This is a genomic window from Methylocella silvestris (assembly GCF_002891535.1).
GTDB lineage: Bacteria > Pseudomonadota > Alphaproteobacteria > Rhizobiales > Beijerinckiaceae > Methylocapsa > Methylocapsa silvestris_A.
Genome location: NZ_PDZR01000005.1, coordinates 127080 through 152798, shown reverse-complemented (window position 1 = coordinate 152798; position 25719 = coordinate 127080). Strand labels below are relative to the sequence as shown.

Sequence of the window (25719 nt, the reverse complement as noted above, 5' to 3'; positions counted from 1 at the left end):
GCGCCTGAGGGCCGGCGCCGGAGGAAGCCAGCGAGGACATGGTGAGACTACGAACGATCGATCTCAATCTCCTGCGCGTTTTTGAAGCCGTCATGCGCTGCCGCAGCGTGATCAAGGCAAGCCGCGAACTCGGCGTCACTGCCTCCGCGGTGAGCCACGCTTTATCACGTTTGCGGCAGTCGCTCGGCGACGAACTGTTTATTTCCGGCGAGGCCGGCATGGAGCCGACCGCGCGAGCGCTCGAACTCGCGCCCGCCATCCACGAGGGGCTGCAGCGCATCGATCATGCCGTCAGCGCGCCCTCCTTCGTTCCGGCGGAAGATTTTCGGACCTTCCGCATTGCCGCCACCGACTACGTCGCCGCCGCGATTCTTCCCCACCTCGTCGGCCGACTGGCCGAAGTCGCGCCGCAGATCGACCTGCGAATTTTTCCGTTCAACCGCACCGACGTCGTCCGGCATCTCGACGAGGGCCGCATCGATTTCGTCATGGGCTGGTTTGGCGATCTTCCTGACCGCATGCGCCGCGCCACAATCGTCGTCGAGAAAGAGGCGATGGTGGTGCGGACCGGGCATCCTTTGACCGAAGGCCCGCTCACCAAGGAGCGGCTTTTCTCTTTTCCGCATATTGTCGTCGAGCTGGTCGGAACTGAGGTGGCCGCGGTCGATGGATTTTTTGACGATCGCGGCGTGTGGCGGCGCGTCTGGATCGAACGTCTGCTGATCGAGGCCGACGCCGATCAAGGGGAGGTTGGCCGCGTGGCTGTGTCGGTCCCCCACTATGCAGCTGTCCCGCCCATGGTTCGGGTCAGCGATATGGTCGCCACTTTGCCCGGCGCGCTCGCCCGCGCGGCCGTCGAGCAAGGCTCGCTCGTCATGCTCGATCTTCCTTACGAACCTCTGGCGGTGCCGGTCGAGATGGTTTGGCATCAGCGGACCGAACGCGACGAGGGATCCCAGTGGCTGCTCGGCGAATTGATCAGCGCCGTCAAACCGGCGGCCGCCGGCTGAGCGCGTCCCACGGCCCCGCCCCGTCTCGGGGCGTAAACAATGCGGCGGCATGAAGCTTGTTCACGAGCCGCGTGAGAAAATATCATCGCATCGCCTCCTTGACCGCCCTTGTGGAAGCGGAGACTGTAGCGTGGCAGATGACGAGGGGGACATGTGATCGGGCTTGGTCAAGCGTTGACCTCGTCATCTCAATAAGAACGATCATTTGGAACGGCTGTTGTGTAATTGTAGCGCGTCGGCCAGCTGGCCCCGGCGCGCTCCAGGCATGCAATTTTTTATCCGCCCTGTGGTTTCCCGAACCATGCGGGCGGACCCGGCGTAGGGATAGGGTCTGATGCTTTCAACAATCCTCTGATTGTTATCAAAGTAACAGCTCTGTGACACCTCCGGCTTTGTCTGCGGCGCTCCGCATACATTGGACTGAATCGATCGAAGAGAAGCAAATTGACGCGATCTTTTCCGAGGGATCGCGCGAAATCATCTTCTGCTGCGGCCGCAGCTCGAACCGCCTCGCAGACCGACCGGCCCTGAGGACGCAGTGACAACATGCCTGACAGGACTACGATGGCGGAAACTCCCCCCAACAAGCACGAAAAATACGAAATTCTGATTGCGGCGGCAAAGAAGCTTCGGACGCCCAAAGTCGCCGTCGCGCATCCTTGCGATCAAACCTCGCTGGAAGGCGCGATCGACGGCGCTCGCCTTGGGCTGATCGATCCGATCCTGGTCGGGCCCGCGGCGCGCATCGCCAAAGCCGCCGCCGAAGCAGGTCTCGATATCGCGGGATTTGAGGTCGTCGCTACGGAGCACAGCCATGAATCGGCCAGTCGCGCCGTGGCGCTCGTGCGGGAGGGCAAGGCCGAGGCCCTGATGAAGGGGAGCCTCCATACCGACGAGTTGATGAGCGCCGTCGTCAAGGCCGACGGCGGGCTGCGCACATCCCGACGGCTAAGCCATTGCTTCGTCATGGACATTCCGGGCCACGCCGACCCCTTGATCATCACCGACGCGGCGGTCAATATCTTTCCGACGCTGGCCGATAAGGTCGACATTCTGCAAAATGCGATCGATCTCGCTCATGCGCTGGGTTTTCCTGAGGCGCGCGTCGCCATTCTCTCCGCCGTCGAGACGGTAAATCCCAAGATTCCTTCGACAATCGAAGCCGCCGCGCTTTGCAAGATGGCGGATCGCGGCCAGATCACCGGCGCCCTTCTCGAGGGCCCGCTGGCGCTCGACAACGCCATCAGTCCTGAGGCGGCGGCGATCAAGCATCTGTCGCCGCCGGTCGCCGGCCGCGCTAACATCCTCCTCGTGCCCGATCTGGAGGCGGGCAATATGCTGGCCAAGAGCCTCACCTTTCTCGCCGGGGCGGACGCGGCCGGGATCGTGCTCGGCGCCCGCGTGCCGATCATTCTGACGAGCCGAGCCGATTCCGTGCTCTCGCGCCTCGCCTCCTGCGCCGTGGCCGCGCTGATCGTCGAAAGCCGCCGGGCCGACGCCGGCAAGGCTATGGTCTGACCATGACTTCAGGCAACGCCATCGTCGTCGTCAACGCCGGTTCGTCGAGCATCAAATTCTCGCTGTTTCGCGAGGACGGGCCGGATCTCTCTGTTTTTCTCAAAGGCCAGATCGAAGGTCTCGGCGCGGACGGCGCGCATTTTTCCGCCCACGACATCGGCGGAGAGCTCGTCGCCGAGAAGCGCTGGACCGGCGAGGCTGTCACGCATGACGACGCGATGCGGCGTCTCCTCGATTTCGTGCACGGGCATCTTGGCGCCTACAGGGTCGACGCTGTCGCCCATCGCATCGTCCATGGCGGCGCTGAATTTTCCGGGCCGATCCGGCTCACGGCCGAAGCGCTCGCCAACCTCGAGCGGCTGACGCCGCTTGCGCCCTTGCACCAGCCGCATAATCTCGCGCCGGTGCGGACCCTGTTTTCCATCGCGCCGCAGATTTCGCAAGTCGGCTGTTTCGACACGGGCTTCCACGCCAGCCAGCCGCCGCTCGCCCAGGCCTTCGCCCTGCCGCCGGAAATCACCGACCGCGGCGTCCGCCGCTATGGCTTTCACGGCCTCTCCTACGAATATATCGCCTCCGTGCTGCCGCGCTATGATCCGGCCCTTGCGCAGGCGCGGGTGATCGTCGCCCATCTCGGCAATGGCGCGAGCCTTTGCGCGCTTAAGGCGGGGCGCAGCGTCGCCAGCACAATGGGCTTCACTGCGGTAGACGGATTGCCGATGGGAACACGCTCGGGCGCGCTCGACCCCGGCGTCATTCTCTACCTGATCGACGAAATGAAGATGGGGCCGCGCGAGCTCGAACAGCTGCTCTACAAGCAATCCGGCCTGCTCGGAGTCTCCGGCGTGTCAAGCGACATGCGCAGCCTCGAAGCGAGCAGCGACCCGCGCGCGCGCCTCGCCATCGACCTGTTCGTCTACCGGATCGGCCGCGAGATCGGCTCGCTCGCGGCGGCTCTCGGCGGCCTCGACGCGCTCGTCTTCACGGCGGGGATCGGCGAGCACAGCGCGTCGCTGCGCCGGGCGGTCTGTGAGGACGCGGCCTGGCTCGGACTCGTTCTGGCCGAGACCGCGAATGAGGCCGGCGCCGGCAAGATCAGCGCGCCGGGCAGCCGCGTCTCGGCGTTTGTCATTCCAACCGATGAGGAATTGATGATCGCCCGCCACGCCAGGAATCTGCTCGCCGGCGAAGAGCCGTAACCCACGCCGTAGCGGCGAGCGATGTCAGAAGGATCAAGCCAGTCATGCAAGCAGCACAGAGCCTTTCGCAGGCGCCCCTCGATCCGTGGCGCGCCTTCGAGCCCGGGATCTGGACGCACAGGATCGACGTCCGCGATTTTCTCGTCAAGAACGTCACGCCCTACGAAGGCGATGAAACATTTCTCGTCGGGACGACAGCGCGGACCCGCGCGGTCTGGGCGGCGTTGCAGCCGTATTTTCGCGCCGAAGCCAAATCCGGCGTGCTCGATGCAGACCCCAATACGCCCTCGACGCTGACGGCGCACGCGCCAGGCTACATAGACAAGGCAAACGAGGTGATCGTCGGCCTGCAGACCGACAAACCGTTTCGCCGCGCCATCATGCCCTGGGGCGGATTGCGTATGGTCGAAAACGGCCTGCGGTCGATTGGCACGGAGGTCAGCCCCGCGGTCGCCGAGACCTTCAGCAAATACCGCAAGACGCATAATGACGGCGTCTTCGACGTCTATACGCCCGAGATTCTGGCGTGCCGCAAATCGCACATCATCACCGGGTTGCCCGATTCTTATGGCCGGGGCCGGATCATCGGAGACTACCGTCGTGTGGCGCTCTACGGCGTCGCGCGGCTCCTCGAAGTCAAAGCGGGCGAGCGCGCCGAGATCAATGACGAATGGCCAAGCGATGACATCATCCGCCTGCGCGAAGAACTGGCCGACCAGATCCGGGCGCTGCACGATCTCGTGACCATGGCCAAGTCCTATGGCTTCGACCTGCTGAGGCCGGCGGAAACGGCGACCGAGGCCGTGCAATGGACCTATTTCGCCTATCTCGGCGCGATCAAGGAGGCCAATGGCGCGGCCATGTCGGTCGGCCGGATCTCGAGCTTTCTCGATATCTACATTGAACGCGACCTCAAAGAGGGTCGCCTCGACGAATCCGGCGCGCAGGAGCTGATCGACCAGCTTGTCCAGAAGCTGCGCATCGTGCGCTTCTTGCGCACGCCCGAATATGACAGCTTGTTTTCCGGCGACCCCTATTGGGCGACGGAGTCAATCGGCGGCATGGACCTCGACGGCCGCACCCTGGTCACGCGCAGCAGCTTTCGTATTTTGCAGACCTTGCGCAATCTTGGCGCGGCGCCCGAGCCAAATCTTACCGTGTTGTGGTCTAGGCGGCTGCCACAGCCGTTCAAGCGTTTCTGCATCGCGATTTCGCGCGACACCTCGTCGCTCCAATATGAGAACGACGATCTGATGCGCCCGTTTCATGGCGATGATTATGGCGTCGCCTGTTGCGTCTCGGCGATGCGCATCGGCAAGCAGATGCAGTTTTTCGGCGCCCGCGTAAACCTCGGGAAATGTCTGCTCTATGCAATCAACGGCGGCCGCGACGAGATGAGCGGCGAACAGATCGCGCCGCCGGCGCCGGCCGTCATCGGCGATTTTCTGGTCTTTGACGACGTCATGGCCAAATTCGACTCGATGATGGAATGGCTGGCCCGGACCTATGTCCACGCCATGAATTGCATCCACTACATGCATGACAAATATTTCTACGAGCGGCTCGAAATGGCGCTGCATGATCGCGACGTGCTGCGCACCATGGCTTTCGGCATTGCCGGCCTTTCCGTGGCCGCCGACAGTCTTTCGGCGATCAAATATGCGAAGGTCGCCATGGTCCGCAACGATAGCGGAATCGTCGAGGATTACCGCATCGAAGGGGCCTTCCCGAAATTTGGCAACAATGACGATCGCGTCGACGCGATCGCGGCCGATCTGGTCTCGCGCTTCATGGCGAAGCTGCGCAAGCATCCGACCTATCGCGGCGCGACGCATACCCAATCAGTCCTGACGATCACCTCCAACGTCGTCTACGGCAAGGCGACCGGCAACACGCCCGACGGAAGGCGCGCCGGCGAGCCCTTTGCGCCGGGCGCGAACCCGATGCATGGACGCGACCAGATCGGCTGGCTCGCCTCCTGCCTGTCGGTCGCCAAACTGCCTTATGCCGATGCGCAGGACGGCGTCAGCTACACGGTCTCGGTGGTTCCCACACTGACGCGCTTTAACGAACAGGAAGGATTAGACCGCGCCGCCGGGATTTTCGACCTGTATTTCGGCCAGGGCGGATATCACATGAATCTCAATGTGGTCAGTAAGGAAACCCTGCTCGATGCGATGGAGAATCCTGACAAATATCCGCAGCTGACCATTCGGGTCTCGGGATATGCGGTCAACTTCGTCCGCCTCACCAGAGAGCAGCAGCTCGACGTGATCCATCGCACCTTTCATCAGACCGTCTGATGGCGGCTCAGGATCAACAGCCTGGCGGGCAAGACGCGGGCTTTGACGTCGCGGGGAGCCGCCATGATCTTGGCGGCGTTCTTTCCCCGGACGCGCCTGAAACGGAGACCTTCGCCAATGACCTTGGCGCCTTCGGTTTCGTGCACTCGCTGGAGACCGGCTCGACGGTGGATGGGCCGGGCGTCCGCGCTACGCTGTTTCTCGCCGGCTGCCTGCTGCGCTGCCAATATTGCCATAATCCCGATAGCTGGCATCTGAAATATGGCGCGCGCGTCGAAATCGAGACGGCGATCGCCCGGATCGGCGATTTCGCGCCGGCCCTGCGCGCGATCGGCGGCGGCCTGACGCTGTCGGGGGGCGAGCCCCTTGTCCAGCGCGGCTTCTCCCGGCGGCTGTTTGCCGCCGCAAAAGAGCTTGGCCTGCACACAGCCCTCGATACATCGGGGTTTCTCGGCGCGCGGGCCGACGCCGCCTATCTCGAAACGGTAGATCTCATTCTGCTCGACATCAAATCCGGCGATCCTTCGCTCTATCACCGGCTGACCGGCGCGGAGCTTGCGCCGACGCTCCGTTTTGCCGAAAGGCTCGCCGCCACCGGCAAGCCGGTCTGGATCCGTTATGTTCTCGTCCCCGGCCTGACCGACGATCCGGCGCATATTGATGCTGTCGCGCGCTTTGTCGCGCCGATGCGCAATGTCGAATGGGTCGAGGTTCTGCCTTTCCACCAGATGGGCGCCTTCAAATGGCGCGCGCTTGGGCTTGACTATCAACTTGCCGATACGGCGGCTGCGCCCGCAGATCTCGTGGCGCGGGTCGTGGCGCAATTCCAGCAACAGGGCTGCCAGGCACGATGAGCGACAATCTGCGTCATTTTCTTGAGGGCTCCCAGATCCTCTCCCTGTTCCTGGTCATCGGAGCAGGCTATGCTTTCGGCCGCATCGCCATTTTCGGCTTTTCGCTCGGTATCGGGGCCGTGCTTTTTGCGGGTCTTGCGCTCGGCGCCTTCGCCCCGCATGCCGCGCCGCCGGCCCTTGTCGGAACGATCGGCCTGCTGATGTTCCTCTACGGCATTGGCGTGCAATATGGCGACCAGTTCTTCAAGGGTCTTGCGGGCGTCGGGCGCAAGCTCAACACGCTCGCGCTGTTCGGGGTCCTGGCCGGCCTTGCGGTCGCGGTTGGCGGCGGCATGCTGATCGACATTTCGCCGGGCACGGCGGTCGGCGTTTTCGCCGGATCGATGACGAGCACCGCCGCCCTTCAGGCCGCGCTTGAGGCGGCCGGCAACCGCGATCCGGCAATCGGCTATTCGGTGTCCTATCCCTTTGGCGTCGTCGGTCCGATGTTGTGTCTTTATCTGATGAACCGCATCGTCAAGCCGGTCGTCCCGGCGCCGCCTCCGCCCGTGATTGTCTCGGAAATCACCATCGACCATCCCCATCTGATCGGTGAGACAGCGACGAAACTGGCGGCTTTGCTGCCGGCGGACGTTCATCTCATGGCGATCCGCAGACAACATCAGAATTTTCTGCCGATGCCCGACGTCATTCTCGTGGAAGGCGACGCCATCATGATCGCCGGGGCGGAGGCGGCGGTCGCCGCCGTCAGCGAAGCGCTCGGCCATGTCGATCCCGGCCGTATCGCCAAGGACCGGCGGGATTTCAACGCGCGGGAGTTTTTTGTCTCCGACGCGTCGATGATCGGCGTGCCGCTCGATATGCTGCAATTGCCCGCGGCGTTTTCGATGCATATCGCCTTTATCCGGCGCGGCGACGCCATCGTCCTGCCAAGCCCGCACACAACGCTCGAATATGGCGACCGCGTGACCGCGCTCGCTCCCTCCACGCGGCTCAATGAAGTGCGCAAATTGTTTGGCGATTCGATCACCGCGACCGCCGAATTCAGTTATGTTTCGCTCGGCGCCGGCATGGTTTTGGGGGTGCTGCTCGGCCTCGTGCCGATCCCCCTGCCGGGCATTGGCTCCTTCAGCCTCGGGCTTGCCGGCGGTCCCGTGGTCGTCGCGCTCATTCTTGGCCGCATCGGTCGAACCGGCCGGATCAGCTGGCGCTTGCCGCTTTCCGCCAATCTCGTCATGCGAAATTTCGGCCTGACGATATTTCTCGCCGCCGTCGGCCTGGCGTCGGGGGCGCCCTTTGTCACGCAGATCGCCCTCAACGGCGTTCCACTGCTGCTGCTTGGCTTTGCAACCGTGCTGACAGTGGTGCTGACCGTGCTGAGCGTCGGCTGGCTTGTCCTGCGTCTGCCGTTCGATGAGCTTTTAGGCATCGCCGCCGGCGCTACAGGCAATCCGGCGATCCTCATGTTCGCCAACAAGCTCGTTCCGTCCGATCGGCCGAGTGTCGGCTATGCGATGATTTTTCCCAGCATGACGATCGTGAAGGTCATCGCGGTGCAGGTCATGCTCCGCCTTTTCTGATGAAAGGCGGAGATTATTTCCGTTATGCATGAAGGCGGTTCTCTATCGTTCGGCCGGCGCGCGCCGCCTCGACTTTCTCGGAAACCCCCTCCCGGGTTCCCCTTTATGAACCTGTAGTCAAGGAGCACATCCATGAGCGAAAAAACCAACCCGGCTGCGCGCGTCGTCGACGACGAGACCTTCATGTCGGTCGCCGATCTCAAAGCCTATATCGCAGAGGTGGAGACGGCTAAAACCTCTCAGTCCTTCACCGCGCAACAGGCGGCCGAGCTGGCCAAAAAACAGCTGATCGACACATTATTGCAGCCGATCGAAATCACGCACGAAAAACTTGAATCGTTGAAGCGGCGCATTGAACTCGCCGCCGAGCGGGACGAGCATGAACTCATGATCCTTCGCTTTCCTTCGGAACTTTGCACCGACCACGGAAGGTCGATCAATCTTCCCGAGGAGGATTGGCCGGACTCGCTCGTCGGCGCGCCGCGGCAGCTTTACGAGGTCTGGAAGGACAAGTTCCAGGGGCTCGGCTACGGCCTTAAGGCGATGATCATCGACTGGCCGCGCGGCTTTCCGGGCGATGTCGGCATGTTTTTGACCTGGAGATGAGGCCTGCCGCGGATAACTTCGTCGTCGACAGCTTTCTCTAGCGAACTCCAGACCGGAAAAGCAGAGAAGAGTCCGCCGGACCGCGCTATATTATGCCGCTTTCCCGCCAGATGGAGTCATCTGGTTGGTTAACAAACCGGTCCAGATTCCGGGCATTTTCGAACACAAAGCCAGGCGCCCGCCCTGGCAGAAAATGCGCCAGGCCGCGCGGCGCCATCGGCTCCGAACTTCCGAGGGCGGAAGCCCCCAGCTTTGCGGCGCTCGCACAGAAGAGGAAATCGCTATGGATGACACGACCAAGCATGCTCCCGCAGAGATCTTCAGCGCGTTTTCGCAATTCTGGTCTTCCGCCCTTCCGTCGGCCTTCTTGCCGCCAGCGGGCGGCGCAGCGGAGGCGTCGCGGGGCGGGGGCAAAGCCGGCGCAAGCGTGTTTGGTCCCGCCGCCGAATATTGGCTGGATGCGTGGCAGCGCTCCATCCTGTTTCTCGATGTGCTGCGCCAGCGTGGCGACACCTATCTCGAGCGCACTGAGGAAATCGCGCCGAACGTCCTCAGTTTCAAGGCGAGCCTCGTCATGGACGGCCGCAAACTGCCGCGTCCGGTCAATTACGGGCTCGTACGCATCACTCCGCCCGAGGGAGTCGCGACCGATCCGGCCAAGCGCCCTTTCATCGTCTTCGATCCGCGCGCCGGCCACGGGCCGGGGATTGGCGGCATGAAGGCGGAGAGTGAAATCGGGCAGGCGCTGGCCGCCGGCCACCCCTGCTATTTCGTCGGCTTTCTGCCAAAGCCTGAGCCGGGGCAGACGATCGAGGACGTTTGCGCGGCGGAAGCGAGCTTCATACGTGAGGTCGCGGCCCTTCACCCGCTGGCCGAAGGCAAGCCCTGTCTTATCGGCAATTGCCAGGCGGGATGGCAGATCGCCATGACCGCCGCGGTCGATCCCGACCCCGTCGGCGCGCTGATCCTTGCGGGGGCGCCGCTGTCCTACTGGGCCGGCGTCCATGGCAAGAATCCGCTACGTTATCTTGGCGGCCTCCTTGGCGGCACATGGCTGACGGCGCTCGCCGGCCATCTGGGCGCGGGCATTTTCGACGGCGCTTCGCTTGTCGAGAATTTCGAACGGATGAGCCCCGCGAACACCTATTGGAAAAAGCCCTACAACGTCTATTCGAAGGTCGATACGGAGGCCGGGCGTTTCCTCGACTTCGAGACGTGGTGGGGCAATCCCGTGCTGCTCAACGCCGGGGAGATGCAATGGATCGCCGACAATCTTTTCGTCGGCAACAGGCTGACTTCGGGCGAGATCCGAACCTCGAACGGCGTCGAGGTGGATCTTCGCAACATCCGTGCGCCGATCATCATCTTTTGCTCGTGGGGCGACGACATCACGCCGCCGCAGCAGGCGCTCGGCTGGATCACCGACATTTACGCGAGTGACACCGAACTCGCAGATGGCGGACAGACCATCGTTTATGCGCTGCATGAGTCGATCGGCCATCTCGGCATTTTCGTCTCCGGCAAGGTGGCGACGAAGGAGCACGACAAATTCGTTAACTGCATGGAGGCGATCGAGCTGCTGCCGCCCGGTCTCTTTCAGGCGGTCATCACCGAGGTCGACAAGACTGTCGCCAACCGCGATCTCGTCGAGGGCCGCTATCTGCTTCGTTTCGAACCCCGCACACTCGCCGATATCCGCGCGCTCGGCGGCAATGACGCCGAAGACGACAGGCGGTTCGAGACGGTCGCGCGCGTCTCCGAGGTCAATAAGGCGTTGTACCGGAGGTTCCTATCGCCCACGCTGCGCGCCCTGAGCAATGAGCGGACAGCGGAATTCTTGCGCAAAACCGAGCGCAACCGGCTCCAATTCTCGGCTTTTTCGTCGAAAAATCCTTTCATGCAGCCGATTGGTGCCCTCGCCGAGACGATCCGCGCCAATCGCGCGCCCGTCAGCGCCGATAATCCGTTCCTTGCCGGCGAGCGCGCTTTTTCTGAAGCCGTGACGAACGGCCTTGAGGCCTTCGGCAGGGCGCGCGACGCGCTGACAGAGAACATGTTCCTCACTGTTTATGGCGCGCCCCTCGTGCAGGCGATGGTCGGGCTCGATCCGGGCGAGATCAGGCCGCGCCAGGGGATCGCGCGCGACCTCGCACGCGAGGCCGCGACGGCGCGCCTGCGCGCAGAGTTGATCGAAGGGCTGGAGCATGGCGATCATCTGGACGCGGGGCTGCGCGCGCTGGTCTATGTCTATCGCGGCCAAAGCGCGATCGACGAGCGGGCTTTTGCGGCGCTGATGCAGCTGCGCGACAGCCAGCAGCCGCAGGCGCGCCCCAGCATGGCGCGGCTGAAGGAGATGCTGCGGCGGCAGGCGCTGATCGTGCGCATGGACGAGGAGCGCGCCGTCGCCGCGATCCCGAAGCTTCTGCCCGCGTCTGCCTCCGACCGGGCGACTGCGGTCGCCGCGATCCGCAAGATCGTACTCGCGGAAGGCGATCTCTCCGAGGAGACGGCGCGCCGCCTTGCCCGCATCGAGGCGATATTCGGTCAGTCGCCAGAAGCCATCGCCTTGGCGCCGCAGATCACCACTCCCCGCCTCGCGGCCCAATGAAATCAGGCGCCGCCGCGCCGCCGATCACGAACAAGAGACTTCTTTGATGACCGACATCCCTTTGGTCCTGCGTAACCAGAAAGCCCTTGTCGTTGGCGTCGCCAACAGCGATTCCATCGCCTATGGCTGCGCCAAAGCCTTTCACGCAGCCGGGGCGGACATCGCCCTCACTTATGTAAACGAAAAAACGCGCGGCTACGTCGCTCCACTTGCGGAAGAGCTCGATGCCGCGATCTTCAGGCTCCTCGACGTCACGGCCAATGGTCAGCTTGAGGCTCTGTTCGACGAGATCAGGGAGCGCTGGGGCCGGCTCGACATTCTCGTGCACTCCATCGCTTTCGCGCCGAAGGAGGACTTACAAGGCGGCCTTCTGAACTGCTCCGCGGAAGGGTTCGCGAAAGCGATGGACGTGTCCTGCCATTCGTTCATCCGTATGGCGAAACTGGCCGCGCCGCTGATGAGCGAGGGTGGAACGATGTTCGCGATGACCTATCTTGGGGCCAATTGCGTCGTTCCGAACTACAACGTGATGGGACCCGTAAAGGCCGCTCTCGAGGCGTCATGCCGCTACCTCGCCTATGAGCTTGGCCCCTCTGGCATTCGCGTGCATGCGATCTCGCCTGGCCCGCTCAAGACGCGCGCGGCCGGGGGACTGAAAGACTTCGATACGCTGCTGAACGAGGCGGCGCACAGGGCGCCGGTCGGCGAACTCATCGACATCATGGATGTCGGCTACGCCTGCACTTATCTCGCGACCCCATTCGCCCGGCGCGTCACTGGCGGCACCGTCTATGTCGACGGCGGCGCGCATATTGTGGTGTAACGGACGCTGTCTGCCGGCAGGGGGCGACATCAGGGGCAAATGGGATGCTGAGCGTAAAGTGACCCGTTCAAAGGCCGCAATTTCAACGGGGAGATCATCCGCGTCCGTGTGGGTTGGCAATTGTAGCCCTCCCGCAGAGTTCCGACACTGGCCCCCGCTGCTGTTTCGGATGCGCATCTTCTTTTTGATCGGCTGCGGCCTCATGGTTGCGGCATGCGCCAGCCATCCTTCGAACGTTCTCTTGCCCACAGCCGCAACGGCTAAAGGCGCAGCGACCGTAAATATGCTGGTCATGTCAACCCGCTCCCGCAGTTCGGCTCCCGGAGAGATTTATGATGGCGAGCGCGCCGAGGGGAGGTCGCTGCTCAATCTTGTCGTGTCGGTGCCGCAAGACGGCGTGCGCAGAATTGGAGAGATCCAATGGCCGCGGAGCCAGCAGCCCGACGCACAACATGAGTTTGCGACGCTGGCGATTAACGACATCGCGCCCGAACAAGTAGATAAATGGTTCCTCAACGTCGCCGCCAAGCGCAGGAAAGTCCTCGTCTTTGTGCACGGCTTCAACAACAGCTTCGAGGAGGCTGCCTATCGGCTTGCACAGATCGTCCATGATTCCGGAACGGACGCTGCTCCTATTCTTTTCACCTGGCCTTCGCGCGACCGCCCATTCGAGTATCTTTACGATAAAGAGAGCGCCACCAACTCCCGCGATGCGCTGGAATATCTTCTGGCGCGGGCGGCCTCCGACCCAAATGTATCCGATATTACGATTCTCGCCCATTCGATGGGTAACTGGATCGCCGTTGAAGCGCTCCGCCAGATCGCCATCCGGCACGGCGCCGTGCCCTCAAAGATCAAGAATGTGGTCATGGCTGCGCCGGACCTGGACGTCGACGTGTTCCGCTCCGAGTATTCGCAACTTGGGGAGCCAAAGCCCCGGTTCACCATTTTCCTGTCGCAGGATGATAATGCGCTCTCGCTTTCGCGCCTTCTTGCCGGCGACAAGGATCGGCTGGGCGGCATCGACCCGGACATGGAACCCTACCGCTCCAAGCTGAGCGCCTCGAATATCGTGGTGATCGACCTGACAAAGCTCGCCAGCAACGATCCCTTCCATCATGGAAAGTTCGCCGACAGCCCGGAAGTAGTCCGCCTGATCGGAGCTCGGCTGATCGAAGGCCAGGCGATCTCCGGAAAAGACGTCTCGCCCGGCGAGCGCCTGATCTCTTCGGCGCGAATGAACGCGGCTGCAACGGCGCGGAAGTAGTCCCGCCCGACACGCAAAATGGAAGACCTCTAGCCTCTGGCTGTAGAAGAACATAAACAAGAACAACAAGATAGCCGCGCCGGTAAAATCCGTGCTGCGCGATGCGCGGGACCGCGTTCGAGCAGTACAAGGCATCCGCCGACTGCGCGGAGCTCGCTCATCTGCAGTTTGAGCTGATCAAGCTCCAGGAATCTGGGTAGGCCTGCTGCCGGTTTCGTGGACACAGAGAAAAGGTGTTTCATGAAGCTGGAGGTGCGATGGCGAGGCGAATATTTGGTCGGGAGTTTAAGGTCGAGGCTGTTCGTCTGGTCCGCGAACGGGGCGTGAGCGTCGCGCAAGCATGTCGTGACCTGGATGTGCATGAAAACGTTCTGCGGCGATGGGTTCGCGAATTGGGCTCCGATCCGAAGCAGGCGTTCCCCGGGTAAGGTCAGCAAAAGCCGGAGCAGCTCGAGATCGAGCGTCTGAAGCGCGAAGTGACGAAGCTGAAGGCGCAGCGTCTTAATCCGGGTCATATCCAGCGGCGGCGAAGAAGTTTGCGAGAGATCGACGATGTGGCCGATTGCTCGCCATAGGCCGTCGACGGTTCGCTCGGCGGCCTTGCGCAGATGCGCTTTCAGCTTGGAGAAGGCGTTCTCGATCGGATTAAAGTCGGGGCTATAGGGCGGGAGATACAGAAGTGCGGCGCCCGCCGCCTCGATTGCCGCACGCACGCCGGCGCCTTTGTGGCTGCCGAGATTGTCCATGATCACGATGTCGCCTTGCCTCAGTTCGGGGATCAGGACCTGATCGACATAGGCCTGGAACCAGACGCCGTTGTTCGGTCCGTCGAGAACCATCGGCGCCGTCATGCCGGAAAGCCGCAGCGCACCGACGAAGGTCGTGGTTTTCCAGTGGCCATGCGGGATCGCGGCGCGCAGCCGCTCGCCTTTCAATGCGCGCCCGCGCAGGCGCGCCATGTTGGTTTAGGTCCACGTCTCGTCGATGAAGGCGCGTTTTTCCGGGTCGAGGTCGAGCTGGCCTTCGAACCAGTCCTCGCGCCGCTTCAGGATGTCCGGGCAGTCCTGCTCGCTCGCATGAGCGGACTTTTTTTGAACGTCAGGCCGCAGCGGTCGAGGAAGGTCCACAGCGTCGCCCGGCTCGCCATCGCGCCGCGTTCAGCCACAAGCCGCTCGACGAGCTCGCTGATGGTCAGGTCCGGGGTTTGCGCGATCAACTCGAGGAGATAGTCGCGGTGCGGATCGAGCTTCGAGCGGCGCGGCTGGCCCTGCTTGCGCGCCGCGCGTTCGTCGTTCTCGCGGGCCCGGCGCACCCACACGATCGCCGTCGCCAAGCCGACGCCGAACCGCGGCGCCGCCTGCCGCGCAGAAGTCCCCGTCAACGCGGCGTCGATCACCCGGTCAAGCAAATCCTGACTCTAAGCGCGCGCCATTTTTCCCTCCGTCATACGCATGACGCAAGGAATCAGCCTTTTAACGATTTGGGAATCCCGCTCGAATCGGAAAATGCGAAACAGGCTCAAGCTACGCAAACACCGCTGAGCGGATTGGCGATCAGCGCATGAATGACCATCGGCGAACGCCGAAGTTCGCACGCATACTTTCCGTATAATTTCCGTACGAACGCCGAGGCGCCCGGCTGAAATGGTTAACCGCCTGTTTTATTTGGCGCTCCCTAGGGGAATCGAACCCCTGTTTTCGCCGTGAGAGGGCGACGTCCTGGACCGCTAGACGAAGGGAGCGTTCAGTGAATGGCGGGTTCTAGCCCGGACCGGGCGAGCCTGCAAGCGGGTCGCTATCCCGATTTGAAGCCGGCGGCCGCCACGTGGGCGCGCTCTGCCGGCTTGCGTGTGGCGTGGCCCGGCCTAGATTGGCGCAATGACAAATTTTTCCCCTGCCGCCGCGGTTTTGCCCCGCCCTCCTGCGCCGGCGCCGCGCAAGGGCCCGCTCGGCCCGCTCCAGACCATGTGGGTTCTGCGCAAAAACCCGATCGAGACCTGGACCCGTGCGCATTTCGAACTGCCGATCCTCGTCGGACCCACAATTCTCGGGACCATCGCGGTGGTGAGCGAGCCGGCCGCCATCCGCCGATTCCTCGTTGACAACGCCGCCAACTATCGCAAGGACGCCCTGCAAAAGCGCGTGCTGGGGGAGGGACTGCGCGAGGGGCTCCTGTTGGTCGAGGGCGACGATTGGCGCGTCCAGCGCCGCACGCTGGCGCCCCTTTTTACGCCCAAAACGGTCGCCTCTTTTGCCCTGGCGATGAATGAGGCCGCTGAAAGACTCATCGCGCGCTGGACGAATTTCCGGGAGGGGCGGCTGTTCGACATCCAGCCGGAAATGGCGCGCGTCACCCTCGATGCGCTGGGCCGCACCCTGTTTTCCGACGGGCTTGGCCGCGATCCGGGCGAATTCACCACGGCCTTGACCCGCTATTTCCGGACGCTCGGAACGCTCGATCCGTTTGACCTTCTCGATTTCCCCGATTGGGCGCCCCGCTTCGGACGCAGCGGCGGCCGGAAGGCCCTCAGCTTTTTCGAGGATATCGTCAATACGCTCGTCGATCGGCGCAAACGGCTCATTGCTCAAAACGCGGGATCAGCGCCGCGCGATCTCCTGACCCTGCTGCTCGAGGCGCAGGATCCGGAGACGGGCGCGGGGCTGACGGGCGCTGAAGTCCGATCGAATATCGTCACCTTCATCGGCGCCGGCCATGAGACGACCTCGAATGCGCTGATCTGGGCGCTGTTTTTACTGTCGATGTCGCCTGAATGGCGGGTGCGCCTCGCTGCGGAAGCCGACGCCGTTCTGCCCGGCCCGGTCGAGCAATATGCCGAGCGCCTCGTTGAGACCCGCGCCGTGATCGAGGAGGCGATGCGGCTTTATCCGCCTGTCGCCAGCATTAGCCGCGAGGCGATCGATTTCGATACGCTGGCAGGCCGGCGCATCCGCAAGGGAACGCTGGTGATGGTGTCGCAATGGGTGCTGCACCGACACAGGTTGTTGTGGGATGAGCCGGACGCCTTCGATCCGCGCCGCTTCCTGCCGGGCGCGCGGGAAAAAATCGACCGCTTCGCCTATTTGCCGCTCGGCGCCGGGCCGCGCATCTGCATCGGCGGCGCCTTCGCGCTGCAGGAGGCGGCGATCATCCTCGCCCATATCATGCGCTCTTTTACGCTTGAGACGCGCAAAGGCTATGAAGTGAAGCCGGTGCAACACATCACGCTGCGGCCGGAAGGCGGCCTGCCGATGATCTTGCGGCGGCGGCGCGACTAAGCCCTCGGGAAACATTTGGCGCTCCGGGCGTGCGCCCCTCCTTGTGGGGCGCACGCGCCGTCACGCTGCGTATGATGCGCCGCGCCGACCGCACCTCTCCGGTTGCGAGGAAGCACCGACCGTTTCCACGGTTCGCGTTGCCTCAGGAATGCCGCCGTCCCGGCGCGCGCCGAACTGCGGGCGATCGCCGTGAGTCGATCTCACTTCGCGGGAAAGTCGGTGCTGCGCGTCAGTTTCTCCCACCGATCCATATCTTTGGCCGTGGCGTCCATCTGTTCCCGCGCGCGGCGGAGGGCGTCGGACCCAAGCAGAAGATGAAGCGGCGGGGAGTCCGCATCGACGACCTCGATCATCGCCCGCGCGGCGCGCGCCGGGTCGCCGGCTTGCGACCCCGCCATCGCGTCGAAGGCCGCGAAGGCGCGACCGACGGTCGGCGCGTAGGCGTCGCCGTCCAGCTCGCTTTTCCGGAGGGAATGGGTCGACAGGAAATCGGTTCGGAACGCGCCAGGCGCTACGGCCGTCACCTTGACGCCAAAGGGCGCCGCCTCCTGAGCTAACGACGCGGACAACCCTTCGAGCGCGAACTTGACCGCCGCGTAGAGCGCCGAGCCCGGTCCAGGCGCCCGACCCGCAATCGATGTGATGTTGAGGATGTGTCCGGATCTTTGCGTCCGCAGATGGGGCAGGGCGGCCCGAAGCAGACGGATAGGCCCGATGATATCGACGTCGAAGAGGCGCTCCACTTCGGCGTCGGTCGCCATTTCGAGCGGGCCGAGCTGGCCGTAGCCGGCATTGTTCACGATCACATCGATGCGCCCCGCCAGCGTGAACGCTTCTTCCACAGTCGTCTGGATCGCTGGCCCGTCCGTCATATCGAGCGTCAGGACGTGAAGCTGACCGGCGTCCGACGGTAGATCCGGCCGCCCCTGCCGCACGGTGCCGATGACGCGATCTCCCCTTTCGAGCGCCGCCCGGGCAAGCTCGAGGCCGAACCCTCGCGAAATGCCGGTAATAAACCATGTCTTCATGCTTGATCTCCTTCCGTCAGAGATATGGAGGAAGACGGGCTGGTTCATAATAGCGCCGTTTCTGATATCGGTTATAAGCTGAGCTAAAAACTGAGAGTCAAAACGAATGGATACCCTTCTCTCGGGCAGCGACTACAACCAGCTGCGGGCCTTCGTAGCGGTGGGCGAGTTTCTCAGCTTCAGCCGCGCGGCCGAGGCGCTGGGGGTGTCGCCGTCTGCCCTGAGCCAGACGGTGCGGGCCTTCGAGGAACGTGTCGGCGCCAGATTGCTCAACCGGACGACGCGTAGCGTCGCGCTGACCGATGCGGGGGAGATCCTGCTCAGTCGCGTCCGGCCTGCTGTGACCGAGTTGGGCGACGCGCTCGTCCAGACGCGCTGCTCGGGCGAGCGGCCGACCGGCCTCGTTCGCGTCCATTCTTTCCGTTTGGCGGGAGAACGATATCTGGAGCCGATACTGGGCCGGTTCGCAAAGGACTTTCCCCAGGTGGTGCTCGACCTCACTCTCGACGACGCTGTCGAGGACGTGGTCGCCGGCCGCTATGATATCGCCATCCGGATCGGGGAAGTGATCGAGCGCGATATGATCGCCGTGCAGCTTGGCCCCGCTCTACGCCAGATTGCGGTCGCCTCCCCGGCCTATCTTGAGCGCCACGGCAAGCCGGAGCACCCTCGCGACCTGCTCCAGCATCGATGCGTCCGCTGGCGCTGGCCGGGCCGGGCGACGCCTTATGCGTGGGAATTTTTCGAAAATGGCGCTTGGTTCGAGGTGGCGGTCGATGGGCCATTGATCGTCAATGACAAGAACCTGGCCGTTGCCGCCGCTCTGCAGGCCGCGGGAATCGCCTTCGCAGTGGAGGACGTCGTCAGGGAGCATGTCGGCTCCGGCGCCTTGATCTCCCTTTTCGACCCGTGGTGCGCCGACTTTCCGGGATACTTCCTCTGTTATTCCAGCCAGCGCCAAATGGCGTCGGCCGTGCGCGCCCTTATCGACACGGTTCGGAGCGCCGCCGTGTGACGCTGGAGGATGCGGGGCGGCGATCTGAGTTGCCGAGCCTTCGGCGTCGGCGCGCCGGAATCAAAGCGGCGGATGCCCGCGCGGTCGGTCGCTGAAGCCTGAACGAGTGACCGCTTCAGCATCCCGGCTCGGGCCGGGATACTCGTGACAAGCTGCGCGATCCGAGCGAGATGACGACTCTCAGCGTATTTGCCCGCGGCAATCGCGCTTTCGATGAAATCGTGGCGGGATCTCCGCGGAGATCCCACGCATGCGCAGCACGACACAGCATACTGCCTGTTTTGTCGCTCTAAACCTTTAATGGACTGCCGGTTCAAGTTGTTTGTCTTTGCTGGTTTGAACCTCGGCGACGACCTGAACGGGTTGCTTGTCCCTGCCTATTTGAGCCTTGGCGACCGCGGCCTCGATCGGCTTGAGAGCTTCTTTGGAGAGGTTGGAATAGAGTTCGCCGACTTTCGTCAGATATGCAATGAAGTCTACGAAAAATGTCTTGGTATATTCGGACTGGATATGCATAGCGCTCTCGAAAGACTTTGCGCTGCGCAGCTCTTCGATCAAGGTCGAGACCTTTGCGATTGATTGCGTGGAATAAGCTGTCGCTTCTTCAGAAATGGTCTTCAAGTTTTTGACAAAGGCGGACGACGAGGTGGTCGCGGCCTCGAGTTGCGCTTTGCTAAACTCTTGAAACTCCGGCGAGTTATTAGCCATCGAAGCCTCCAATGTCGAGAATAAGAATGGTCAGGCCTCTTGACTTGAGGCACCCAAGTACAAAATTTATCGCGTAATGCGAAGTAGGTCAAGTTTATATTAAGTTCAGTCTAAGTTTATTACAGGTTAATATCTGATTTATGCTAAATCTATATTTAGTTCATATTTCAATAAAGTTTGATCTGAAATAAATTTTCACCAAATTACGATGACGGCCTGTCACATCAATTAAGGCAACCACCATCACAAAGGAGTGACGCCTCAACCCCCATCATCGAGATCAACCTGCATCATTGAGACAAAGAGCGGCGAAATCAGCGAGGAACGCGGCGGTGCGCTTGGGCGCAACCATGCGAAAGCGGCCACGGCGTTGGAGCAGCGTGGCCATGCGACGTAGCGATCATGGCGGCCGGCGCCAGCGGCGCCGAGCGTTGGATCTATCCGCTGGCGCGCGGGCGCCCGCAGGATTGCGCTATCCCAGCGGGTAGGCCGCCTCCACGACATAGGGCCCGCCGCCCGTCGAGGCGCGCGAGGAGAACAGCACGAAGCGGCTGGCCTCGAAGCGGCGCGAGAAGAAAAACCCGCGCGTCGACAGATAATCGGCGACCGCCATGGATGAGGCCGCCCGGAGCCGCGCGAGCGTGACATGCGGCGTGAATTTGCGCGGCTCCGGCGCGATGCCGATCCGACGCAACAACCGCTCCTGTTGCGCCTGCAATTCGACGAGCGGGGCCGCGGGCTTTGCCTTGGCGACGATCGCGCGAGGCTTGTCGCCGCCAAAGGAGCCGAGCGCCTCGAGCGTCACCTCGAAGGGTTTTCGGCGGATCTGCTCCAGCGCCGTATGCACGTCATCGGCGGACGACTCGTCGATATCGCCGATGAAGCGCAGCGTGATGTGGTAGTTTTCGACGTCGATCCAGCGCGCGCCATAAATGCCGCCGCGCATCAGGGCCAGATCGGTCGCGACTTCCGGCGGAATTTCGATTCCGGTGAAGAGGCGAGGCATGGTTCCTCCCGTGTTGGAAGAAAAGAGCCGAATCGCGCGGCGAAACGCCGAACAGCCATTGTCTAGCAAATCTCTCTTGCGCCGGAAATGCGCCTTATGCTGCGGGCGCGAAAAAACTCACCCCGGACCCGGCTTGTCCCCAGAAGGCGCGGGCTGGCCGAGCTCGACCAACAAAGCGCGAACGCTCGGCAGAATATTGCGCACGATCTCATCAACGCCAATTGCATTGGGGTGCATTCCGTCAGCGAGCTTCAACTCGGGCCGCGGCGCGACCCCCTCTAGGAAAAACGGATATAGAATGGCGTCATATTTCTTGGCGAGGGCGGGATAGATCGCATTGAAATTTTCACGAAACGCCGCGTCGAGATTGGCGCTCGCCAGCATGCCGGCGAGCAGCGTCCTGACGTTCTTCGCCTTGAGCTTTACGAGGATCGCCTCGATCGCCGTTTTGGTAATGGTTGGGTCGATCCCGCGCAGCATGTCGTTCGCGCCAAGTTCGACGATCGCGCCGTCGGCGCCGTCTCCGAGAGACCAGTCGAGTCGGGCGAGGCCGCCCGAGGCGGTGTCGCCGGAAACGCCGGCGTTGACGATGCTGACCCGGTAGCCCTCTTTGCGCAGCGCCTTTTCGAGCACGGCGGGAAAGGCTGCGCTCGCCGGCAGCAGATAGCCCGCAGTAAGGCTGTCGCCGAGCGCGAGCAATTTTGTCTCTTTCATCTCTTCTTTCGGCGCTATGCCCGTCTCGAGCGCGAACCCGGCCGACGCGCTCAACGCCGCGCAGGCGAAAGCCAGACCTTGGAGAAAGGCCCGGCGCCCGCCATATCTCGAATAACCTGCCGCCCTTTGCGCATCGCTGCCGAGGGCGGCCGACTCCCTGGATATCGTCAATGTCTGAGCCCGCGATTAAATTGCAAAATATACATCTGAGCCTCGGGCGCGGCGCGGCGCGCGTTCACATTCTGAAGGGCGTTTCGCTCTCGATCGCGCGGGGTGAGAGCGTCGGCCTCGTCGGCCCTTCGGGCTCCGGCAAATCGACCTTGCTGATGGCGCTGGCCGGCTTGGAGCGGCCGGATTCCGGCTCGATCACCATCGCTGGCGAAAGCCTCGACGCCCTTGGCGAGGATGCTCTGGCGCGGTTTCGCGGCGCCAAGATCGGCATCGTGTTTCAATCGTTCCATCTGATCCCGACCATGACCGCGCTGGAAAATGTCGCCATCCCGCTGGAGCTCGCCGGCGCGCCAAACGCCTTCGCCCGCGCCGCCGATGAGCTTTTGGCGGTCGGCCTCAAAGATAGGGTCGCGCATTATCCGGCGCAATTGTCGGGCGGCGAGCAGCAGCGCGTCGCGCTGGCGCGGGCGCTGGCGCCGTGTCCCTCGATCCTGCTCGCCGACGAGCCGACCGGCAATCTCGATGCGGCCACGGGCGAAAGCATCATCGACCTCATTTTCGCGCTACGGCGGGACCGCGGCGCGACGCTGGTTCTCGTCACGCATGATCTTGGCCTCGCCGCGCGATGCGACCGCACGATCGCCTTCGAGTCCGGGCGGATAGTGTCTGGCGCGCGGGGTACTGAGGCGGCGCAGGCTGTTTCCTAGCCGGCGGCGCCGAGCAGGGCGGCTTCCAGCTCTTTGTCGAGATCGCGTCCAACGCCGGCGACGCGTTCGTCGCCGAATTGGCTGAAGAACGAGGACGGCCTGTCATATTCAAAGACGCCGCGGCCCTGTTCGTCCTCATAGAGAACGACGCGCAACGGCGCATAGAGCGCAGCGGCGAGCCGATGACGGGTCATCGTCGAGGCGGTCAGCGGATTGCCGATTTCATATTGGAGCGCGTTGCGGCGCTTGCCTGCAATCTGCAGCAGCGCGCCATGATTGCGCTGCGCGAAGATCGAGAGCTTTGGGCCATGCTCCCCATAGTCCTTGGCGCGGATCTGGTCGCCTTCGCTCAACGACGCCACGATTCCCGGATCAAGCTGCGGGACGCTCGCCTCCAATTTGCGGCGAACCTCGTCAAAGGATTGTGTTGACCGGATCGTGATATGATCGATTGCGATCACCGCAGACGTCGTCGCAGGCTCCGGCATGGCGGTCTCCCCGGTTTTCTTGAGTCGACGTCCCGCGGCGGCATAGGCGGCCGGCGATTCCGATCTGATCGGCTTGACCGATGAAGTCAACGGTTCGCTGGTCGCGCCGCGCTGAAACGCGTCCGATAGTGTCCGGGTGAAAGTCCCACCACTTTCACAAACACCTTGCGGAAGGCGCCGGGGTCGGCATAGCCCACCGCAAAAGCGATCTCCTCGACGGAGCGGCCCGTAAACTCAAGCATTTCGCGCGCCTTGCCGACGCGCAAATGCTGGCAGTATTCGACGGGCCGCAGCCCTGTCGCTTTGCTGAAGCGGCGCAAGAAGGTGCGCTGCTCGAGCCCCGCCCGGGCGGCCATGGCGGGCAGGCTTGTCTCGCGCGCGCCCTGCGCCTGCAGCCAATGCTGCACCTTCAAGATGGCTTCGTCGCCATGGCGCAGTTTTGGCGCGAAATGGCTGTAAAAGCGCTGTTCGCGTCCGGGCGGATCGACCAGAAGAAAACGCGCCGTTTCCGCCATGATCGTCGGACCGAGCAGGCGGTCGATCAGCTTCAGCCCGAGGTCGGTCCAGGCCATGAGGCCGCCCGCCGTGATGATGTCGCCGTCGTCGATGATGAGCTTGTCCGTATCGACGATGATCTGCGGATAGCGCTGCTGCAGCGTCTCGGCGTAGACCCAATGCGTCGTCGCCGCGCGCCCGGCGAGCAGTCCCGTCTCGGCGATGAGGAAGGCGCCGGCGCAGACCGAGCCGAGCGTCGCTCCGGCCGCATGCTGCGCCTTGAGCCAGAGGGCGAGCGGCGCCATCGCTTCGCGCGATTGCAATTCGCCAAGGCTCGGCGGCGCGATGAGGATCGCTGGCGCGCCCGGCGCATCCGGGTTTGTATCGAAAACGCGCGCGGCGCTCCCGGCGGGCTCCTCCAGCCGCCAGTGGCTGACCCGCAGGACGCAGGTAGAATTGCGCTCCCGCGCCAGCCGATTGGCGACTTCAAAGAGGTCGGTCAGGCCATGCACCGCGGCAAGCTGCGCGCCGGGATAAAGCAAAAGGCCGATCTCGATCAGCGCGCCGGCCATCTGTCAGTTTCGCCTCGGACTATGTCGGTTCCGCCAATCGGCAGCATAGGCCGGCCCCTGTATCAACGCCACAGGAAGGCGAGAGCTTCCGGCAACCAAACAGGAGAGACTGAAATGGCCAGGCGCGCGCTGATCGTCGTCGATCTTCAGAATGATTATTTTCCCGATGGCAAATTTCCCCTGGTCGGGATTGAGGCGGCCGCCGGCAACGCTGCGCGCGTGCTCGCCGCCGCCAGAGCTGCGGGCGATCTCGTCATCCATATCCGCCATGAATTCGCGAGCGCCGGCGCGCCCTTTTTCGAGCCGGGGTCGGCGGGGGCGCAGATTCATGAGAGCGTGTTGAATGAGCTGGGCGAGACGGTCATCGTCAAGAACCACATTAATTCCTTCCGGGAGACCGGCCTCAAGGCGGCGCTTGAGCGCGCTGGCGTCGAAGAAATCGTCATTGTCGGCGCGATGAGCCATATGTGCGTCGACGCCGTCACGCGCGCCGCAAACGACTTCGGCTATAAGGTCACGGTCGTGCACGACGCCTGCGCGACGCGCGATCTCGAATTCAACGGCGTGCGGATCGAGGCGGCCAAGGTGCATGCGGCCTTCATGGCGGCGCTTGGCTTTGCCTATGCGGCGACGCCCTCGACCGACGTCTATCTCGCCGCGGCCGCCAGCGAAAAGACCGCCGCCTGAGCGGCAAACGCGCCATCCTGGCCGTCGGGCGCAAAAGCCTCCTTGCGCAAAAGTGACTTGGGGCGGCGTGGCGCGCTCTGATAAGGAATCGGGCTCGCTCCGAAAATTTGCGGTTGGCGCGTAGCCTTAATGCCGAGCGCCGGCCTGGGATGTTTAATCGATGTGGCCGATCTATCTGCAATCGCTCGCCGGCGGCGCCTTCATCGGCCTCGCGGCGGCGCTCTATCTCATCCTCGACGGCCGCATCGCCGGCGTCAGCGGCATTCTTAGCGGGGGGCTGTCCTGGCCGGCGGCGGGGAGCCTGCGCAATCTCGCCTTCGCGCTCGGGATTTTCGGCGGCCCCTTTATCTACCGGCTGGCCTTCGGCGCCTGGCCGGCCTCGCATATTGACGCCTCGCTTGTCGTTCTGGCGCTGGCTGGGCTCCTCGTCGGCTTTGGCGCGCGGCTGGGATCGGGCTGCACCAGCGGCCATGGCGTCTGCGGCCTCGCCCGCCTGTCGCCGCGCTCCCTTGCGGCCGTCGCGACATTCATGACGACCGCCATTGCGACCGTCGCGCTGATGAACGCGCTGGGGCTGACATGAACGTCCGGCGCGAACTCTCGCAATTCTTGGCGGCGCTTGGCTGCGGCGCCCTCTTCGGCTTTGGCCTTGCGCTGTCCGGCATGATCGATCCTGCCCGCGTGCGCGGATTCCTCGATATTTTCGGCCGCTTCGACCCGAGCCTTGGCTTCGTGCTCGTTGGCGCGGTCGCGGTCTCGTTCTTCGGGGTCAGGCTGTCGCGTCGCCTGCGCCATCCGTTGCTTGCCGAAAGTTTTCATGTTCCGGCGGGCAAAACTATCGATGCGAAATTGCTTGGCGGCGCGGCCCTGTTCGGGATCGGCTGGGGCATGGCGGGATTATGTCCCGGCCCGGCGATCGCCGCGCTGGCGCTCGGCAATGGCGGCGTCTTTGTCTTCGCTTTGGCGATGGCCGCCGGGATTTTGATCCATGACCGCTGGCGCGGCGGGACCGCAGCAAAGCCGGTGGGGGCGCCGGGTCCGGCTGTAACAGCCGAGCCGGCCGATGCCTGACCGCGACGCCGGCC

Annotated in this window: 22 protein-coding genes, 1 tRNA gene and 2 pseudogenes; 17 read left to right on the top strand and 8 right to left on the bottom strand. The window is 63.2% G+C overall.

The window, feature by feature from the left end; all coding sequences use genetic code 11:
- The first annotated feature begins 38 nt into the window (after positions 1-38).
- The 11 genes and pseudogenes from CR492_RS07235 to CR492_RS07185 all read left to right on the top strand — a co-directional run.
- The gene (locus tag CR492_RS07235; RefSeq protein ID WP_102843060.1) at positions 39-1010 is read left to right on the top strand and encodes a LysR substrate-binding domain-containing protein; all 972 of its coding nucleotides are present in this window, start codon (positions 39-41) and stop codon (positions 1008-1010) included.
- 564 nt (positions 1011-1574) lie between these two features.
- On the top strand, positions 1575-2528 hold the full coding sequence (locus CR492_RS07230; protein ID WP_102843059.1) for a phosphate acetyltransferase: 954 nt from the start codon (positions 1575-1577) through the stop codon (positions 2526-2528).
- A gap of 2 nt (positions 2529-2530) precedes the next feature.
- Positions 2531-3727, top strand: coding sequence for an acetate/propionate family kinase (locus tag CR492_RS07225; RefSeq protein ID WP_102843058.1), 1197 nt, complete (start codon positions 2531-2533; stop codon positions 3725-3727).
- A 44-nt stretch (positions 3728-3771) separates the two neighbouring features.
- Positions 3772-6030, top strand: coding sequence for a formate C-acetyltransferase (gene pflB / locus CR492_RS07220; RefSeq protein WP_102843057.1), 2259 nt, complete (start codon positions 3772-3774; stop codon positions 6028-6030).
- Positions 6030-6884 (top strand): pyruvate formate-lyase-activating protein, encoded by an 855-nt coding sequence (gene pflA / locus CR492_RS07215; protein WP_102843056.1) that lies wholly within the window; start codon positions 6030-6032, stop codon positions 6882-6884. The genes pflB and pflA overlap by 1 nt, the downstream gene beginning before the upstream one ends.
- Positions 6881-8464, top strand: a complete 1584-nt coding sequence (locus tag CR492_RS07210) for an aspartate:alanine exchanger family transporter (protein WP_102843055.1) — start codon at positions 6881-6883, stop codon at positions 8462-8464. Before pflA ends, CR492_RS07210 begins: the two co-directional genes overlap by 4 nt.
- A gap of 132 nt (positions 8465-8596) precedes the next feature.
- On the top strand, positions 8597-9070 hold the full coding sequence (locus CR492_RS07205) for a hypothetical protein (protein ID WP_102843054.1): 474 nt from the start codon (positions 8597-8599) through the stop codon (positions 9068-9070).
- 283 nt (positions 9071-9353) lie between these two features.
- Complete coding sequence (locus tag CR492_RS07200; protein WP_102843092.1) at positions 9354-11678, top strand: DUF3141 domain-containing protein; 2325 nt, start codon at positions 9354-9356, stop codon at positions 11676-11678.
- A gap of 46 nt (positions 11679-11724) precedes the next feature.
- Complete coding sequence (gene fabI, locus CR492_RS07195) at positions 11725-12501, top strand: enoyl-ACP reductase FabI (RefSeq protein WP_102843053.1); 777 nt, start codon at positions 11725-11727, stop codon at positions 12499-12501.
- 184 nt (positions 12502-12685) lie between these two features.
- Positions 12686-13768 carry an alpha/beta hydrolase gene (locus CR492_RS07190; RefSeq protein WP_180982460.1) on the top strand — a complete coding sequence of 361 codons (1083 nt, stop codon included), beginning with the start codon at positions 12686-12688 and terminating at the stop codon, positions 13766-13768.
- A 257-nt stretch (positions 13769-14025) separates the two neighbouring features.
- A pseudogene (locus CR492_RS07185) lies at positions 14026-14307 on the top strand (transposase); the annotation flags it as partial.
- Here the strand turns inward: CR492_RS07185 and CR492_RS07180 are convergent.
- Together CR492_RS07180 and CR492_RS07175 are read right to left on the bottom strand one after the other, a co-directional pair.
- Positions 14270-15176, bottom strand: a pseudogene (locus CR492_RS07180) (IS630 family transposase). The pseudogenes CR492_RS07185 and CR492_RS07180 overlap by 38 nt on opposite strands.
- Positions 15177-15433: 257 nt before the next feature.
- Positions 15434-15509 (bottom strand) — tRNA-Glu (locus tag CR492_RS07175).
- Between the two features lie 136 nt (positions 15510-15645).
- Here CR492_RS07175 and CR492_RS07170 point away from each other — a divergent pair.
- The gene (locus CR492_RS07170) at positions 15646-17043 is read left to right on the top strand and encodes a cytochrome P450 (protein WP_102843051.1); all 1398 of its coding nucleotides are present in this window, start codon (positions 15646-15648) and stop codon (positions 17041-17043) included.
- Between the two features lie 200 nt (positions 17044-17243).
- On the opposite strand, the gene CR492_RS07165 is transcribed toward CR492_RS07170, so the two are convergent.
- Positions 17244-18071: an oxidoreductase gene (locus CR492_RS07165; protein WP_102843050.1), complete on the bottom strand. Its 828-nt coding sequence runs from the start codon at positions 18069-18071 to the stop codon at positions 17244-17246.
- Positions 18072-18177: 106 nt separating this feature from the next.
- Between CR492_RS07165 and CR492_RS07160 the strand changes: the two genes are divergently transcribed.
- On the top strand, positions 18178-19086 hold the full coding sequence (locus tag CR492_RS07160) for a LysR family transcriptional regulator (protein ID WP_102843049.1): 909 nt from the start codon (positions 18178-18180) through the stop codon (positions 19084-19086).
- 297 nt (positions 19087-19383) lie between these two features.
- Here CR492_RS07160 and CR492_RS07155 read toward each other — a convergent pair whose 3' ends face one another.
- The 3 genes from CR492_RS07155 to CR492_RS07145 all read right to left on the bottom strand — a co-directional run bounded on the left by CR492_RS07155 (position 19384) and on the right by CR492_RS07145 (position 21514).
- Positions 19384-19794 (bottom strand): phasin family protein, encoded by a 411-nt coding sequence (locus CR492_RS07155; protein ID WP_102843048.1) that lies wholly within the window; start codon positions 19792-19794, stop codon positions 19384-19386.
- Between the two features lie 472 nt (positions 19795-20266).
- Positions 20267-20800: an RNA 2',3'-cyclic phosphodiesterase gene (gene thpR, locus CR492_RS07150; RefSeq protein WP_102843047.1), complete on the bottom strand. Its 534-nt coding sequence runs from the start codon at positions 20798-20800 to the stop codon at positions 20267-20269.
- A gap of 117 nt (positions 20801-20917) precedes the next feature.
- Positions 20918-21514 carry an arylesterase gene (locus tag CR492_RS07145; protein WP_102843091.1) on the bottom strand — a complete coding sequence of 199 codons (597 nt, stop codon included), beginning with the start codon at positions 21512-21514 and terminating at the stop codon, positions 20918-20920.
- Positions 21515-21684: 170 nt separating this feature from the next.
- Between CR492_RS07145 and CR492_RS07140 the strand changes: the two genes are divergently transcribed.
- Positions 21685-22392 (top strand): ABC transporter ATP-binding protein, encoded by a 708-nt coding sequence (locus CR492_RS07140; protein WP_102843046.1) that lies wholly within the window; start codon positions 21685-21687, stop codon positions 22390-22392.
- On the opposite strand, the gene CR492_RS07135 is transcribed toward CR492_RS07140, so the two are convergent.
- On the bottom strand, positions 22389-22880 hold the full coding sequence (locus CR492_RS07135) for a DUF302 domain-containing protein (RefSeq protein ID WP_102843090.1): 492 nt from the start codon (positions 22878-22880) through the stop codon (positions 22389-22391). The two genes, CR492_RS07140 and CR492_RS07135, sit on opposite strands and share 4 nt — an antisense overlap.
- A gap of 86 nt (positions 22881-22966) precedes the next feature.
- Positions 22967-23947, bottom strand: a complete 981-nt coding sequence (locus CR492_RS07130; protein ID WP_102843045.1) for a GlxA family transcriptional regulator — start codon at positions 23945-23947, stop codon at positions 22967-22969.
- Between the two features lie 114 nt (positions 23948-24061).
- Here CR492_RS07130 and CR492_RS07125 point away from each other — a divergent pair, with 114 nt between their 5' ends.
- The 3 genes from CR492_RS07125 to CR492_RS07115 all read left to right on the top strand — a co-directional run bounded on the left by CR492_RS07125 (position 24062) and on the right by CR492_RS07115 (position 25705).
- Positions 24062-24634, top strand: coding sequence for a cysteine hydrolase family protein (locus CR492_RS07125; RefSeq protein WP_102843044.1), 573 nt, complete (start codon positions 24062-24064; stop codon positions 24632-24634).
- Positions 24635-24794: 160 nt separating this feature from the next.
- On the top strand, positions 24795-25217 hold the full coding sequence (locus CR492_RS07120) for a YeeE/YedE family protein (protein ID WP_102843043.1): 423 nt from the start codon (positions 24795-24797) through the stop codon (positions 25215-25217).
- The gene (locus tag CR492_RS07115) at positions 25214-25705 is read left to right on the top strand and encodes a YeeE/YedE family protein (RefSeq protein WP_102843042.1); all 492 of its coding nucleotides are present in this window, start codon (positions 25214-25216) and stop codon (positions 25703-25705) included. Before CR492_RS07120 ends, CR492_RS07115 begins: the two co-directional genes overlap by 4 nt.
- The last annotated feature ends 14 nt before the right edge of the window (positions 25706-25719 follow it).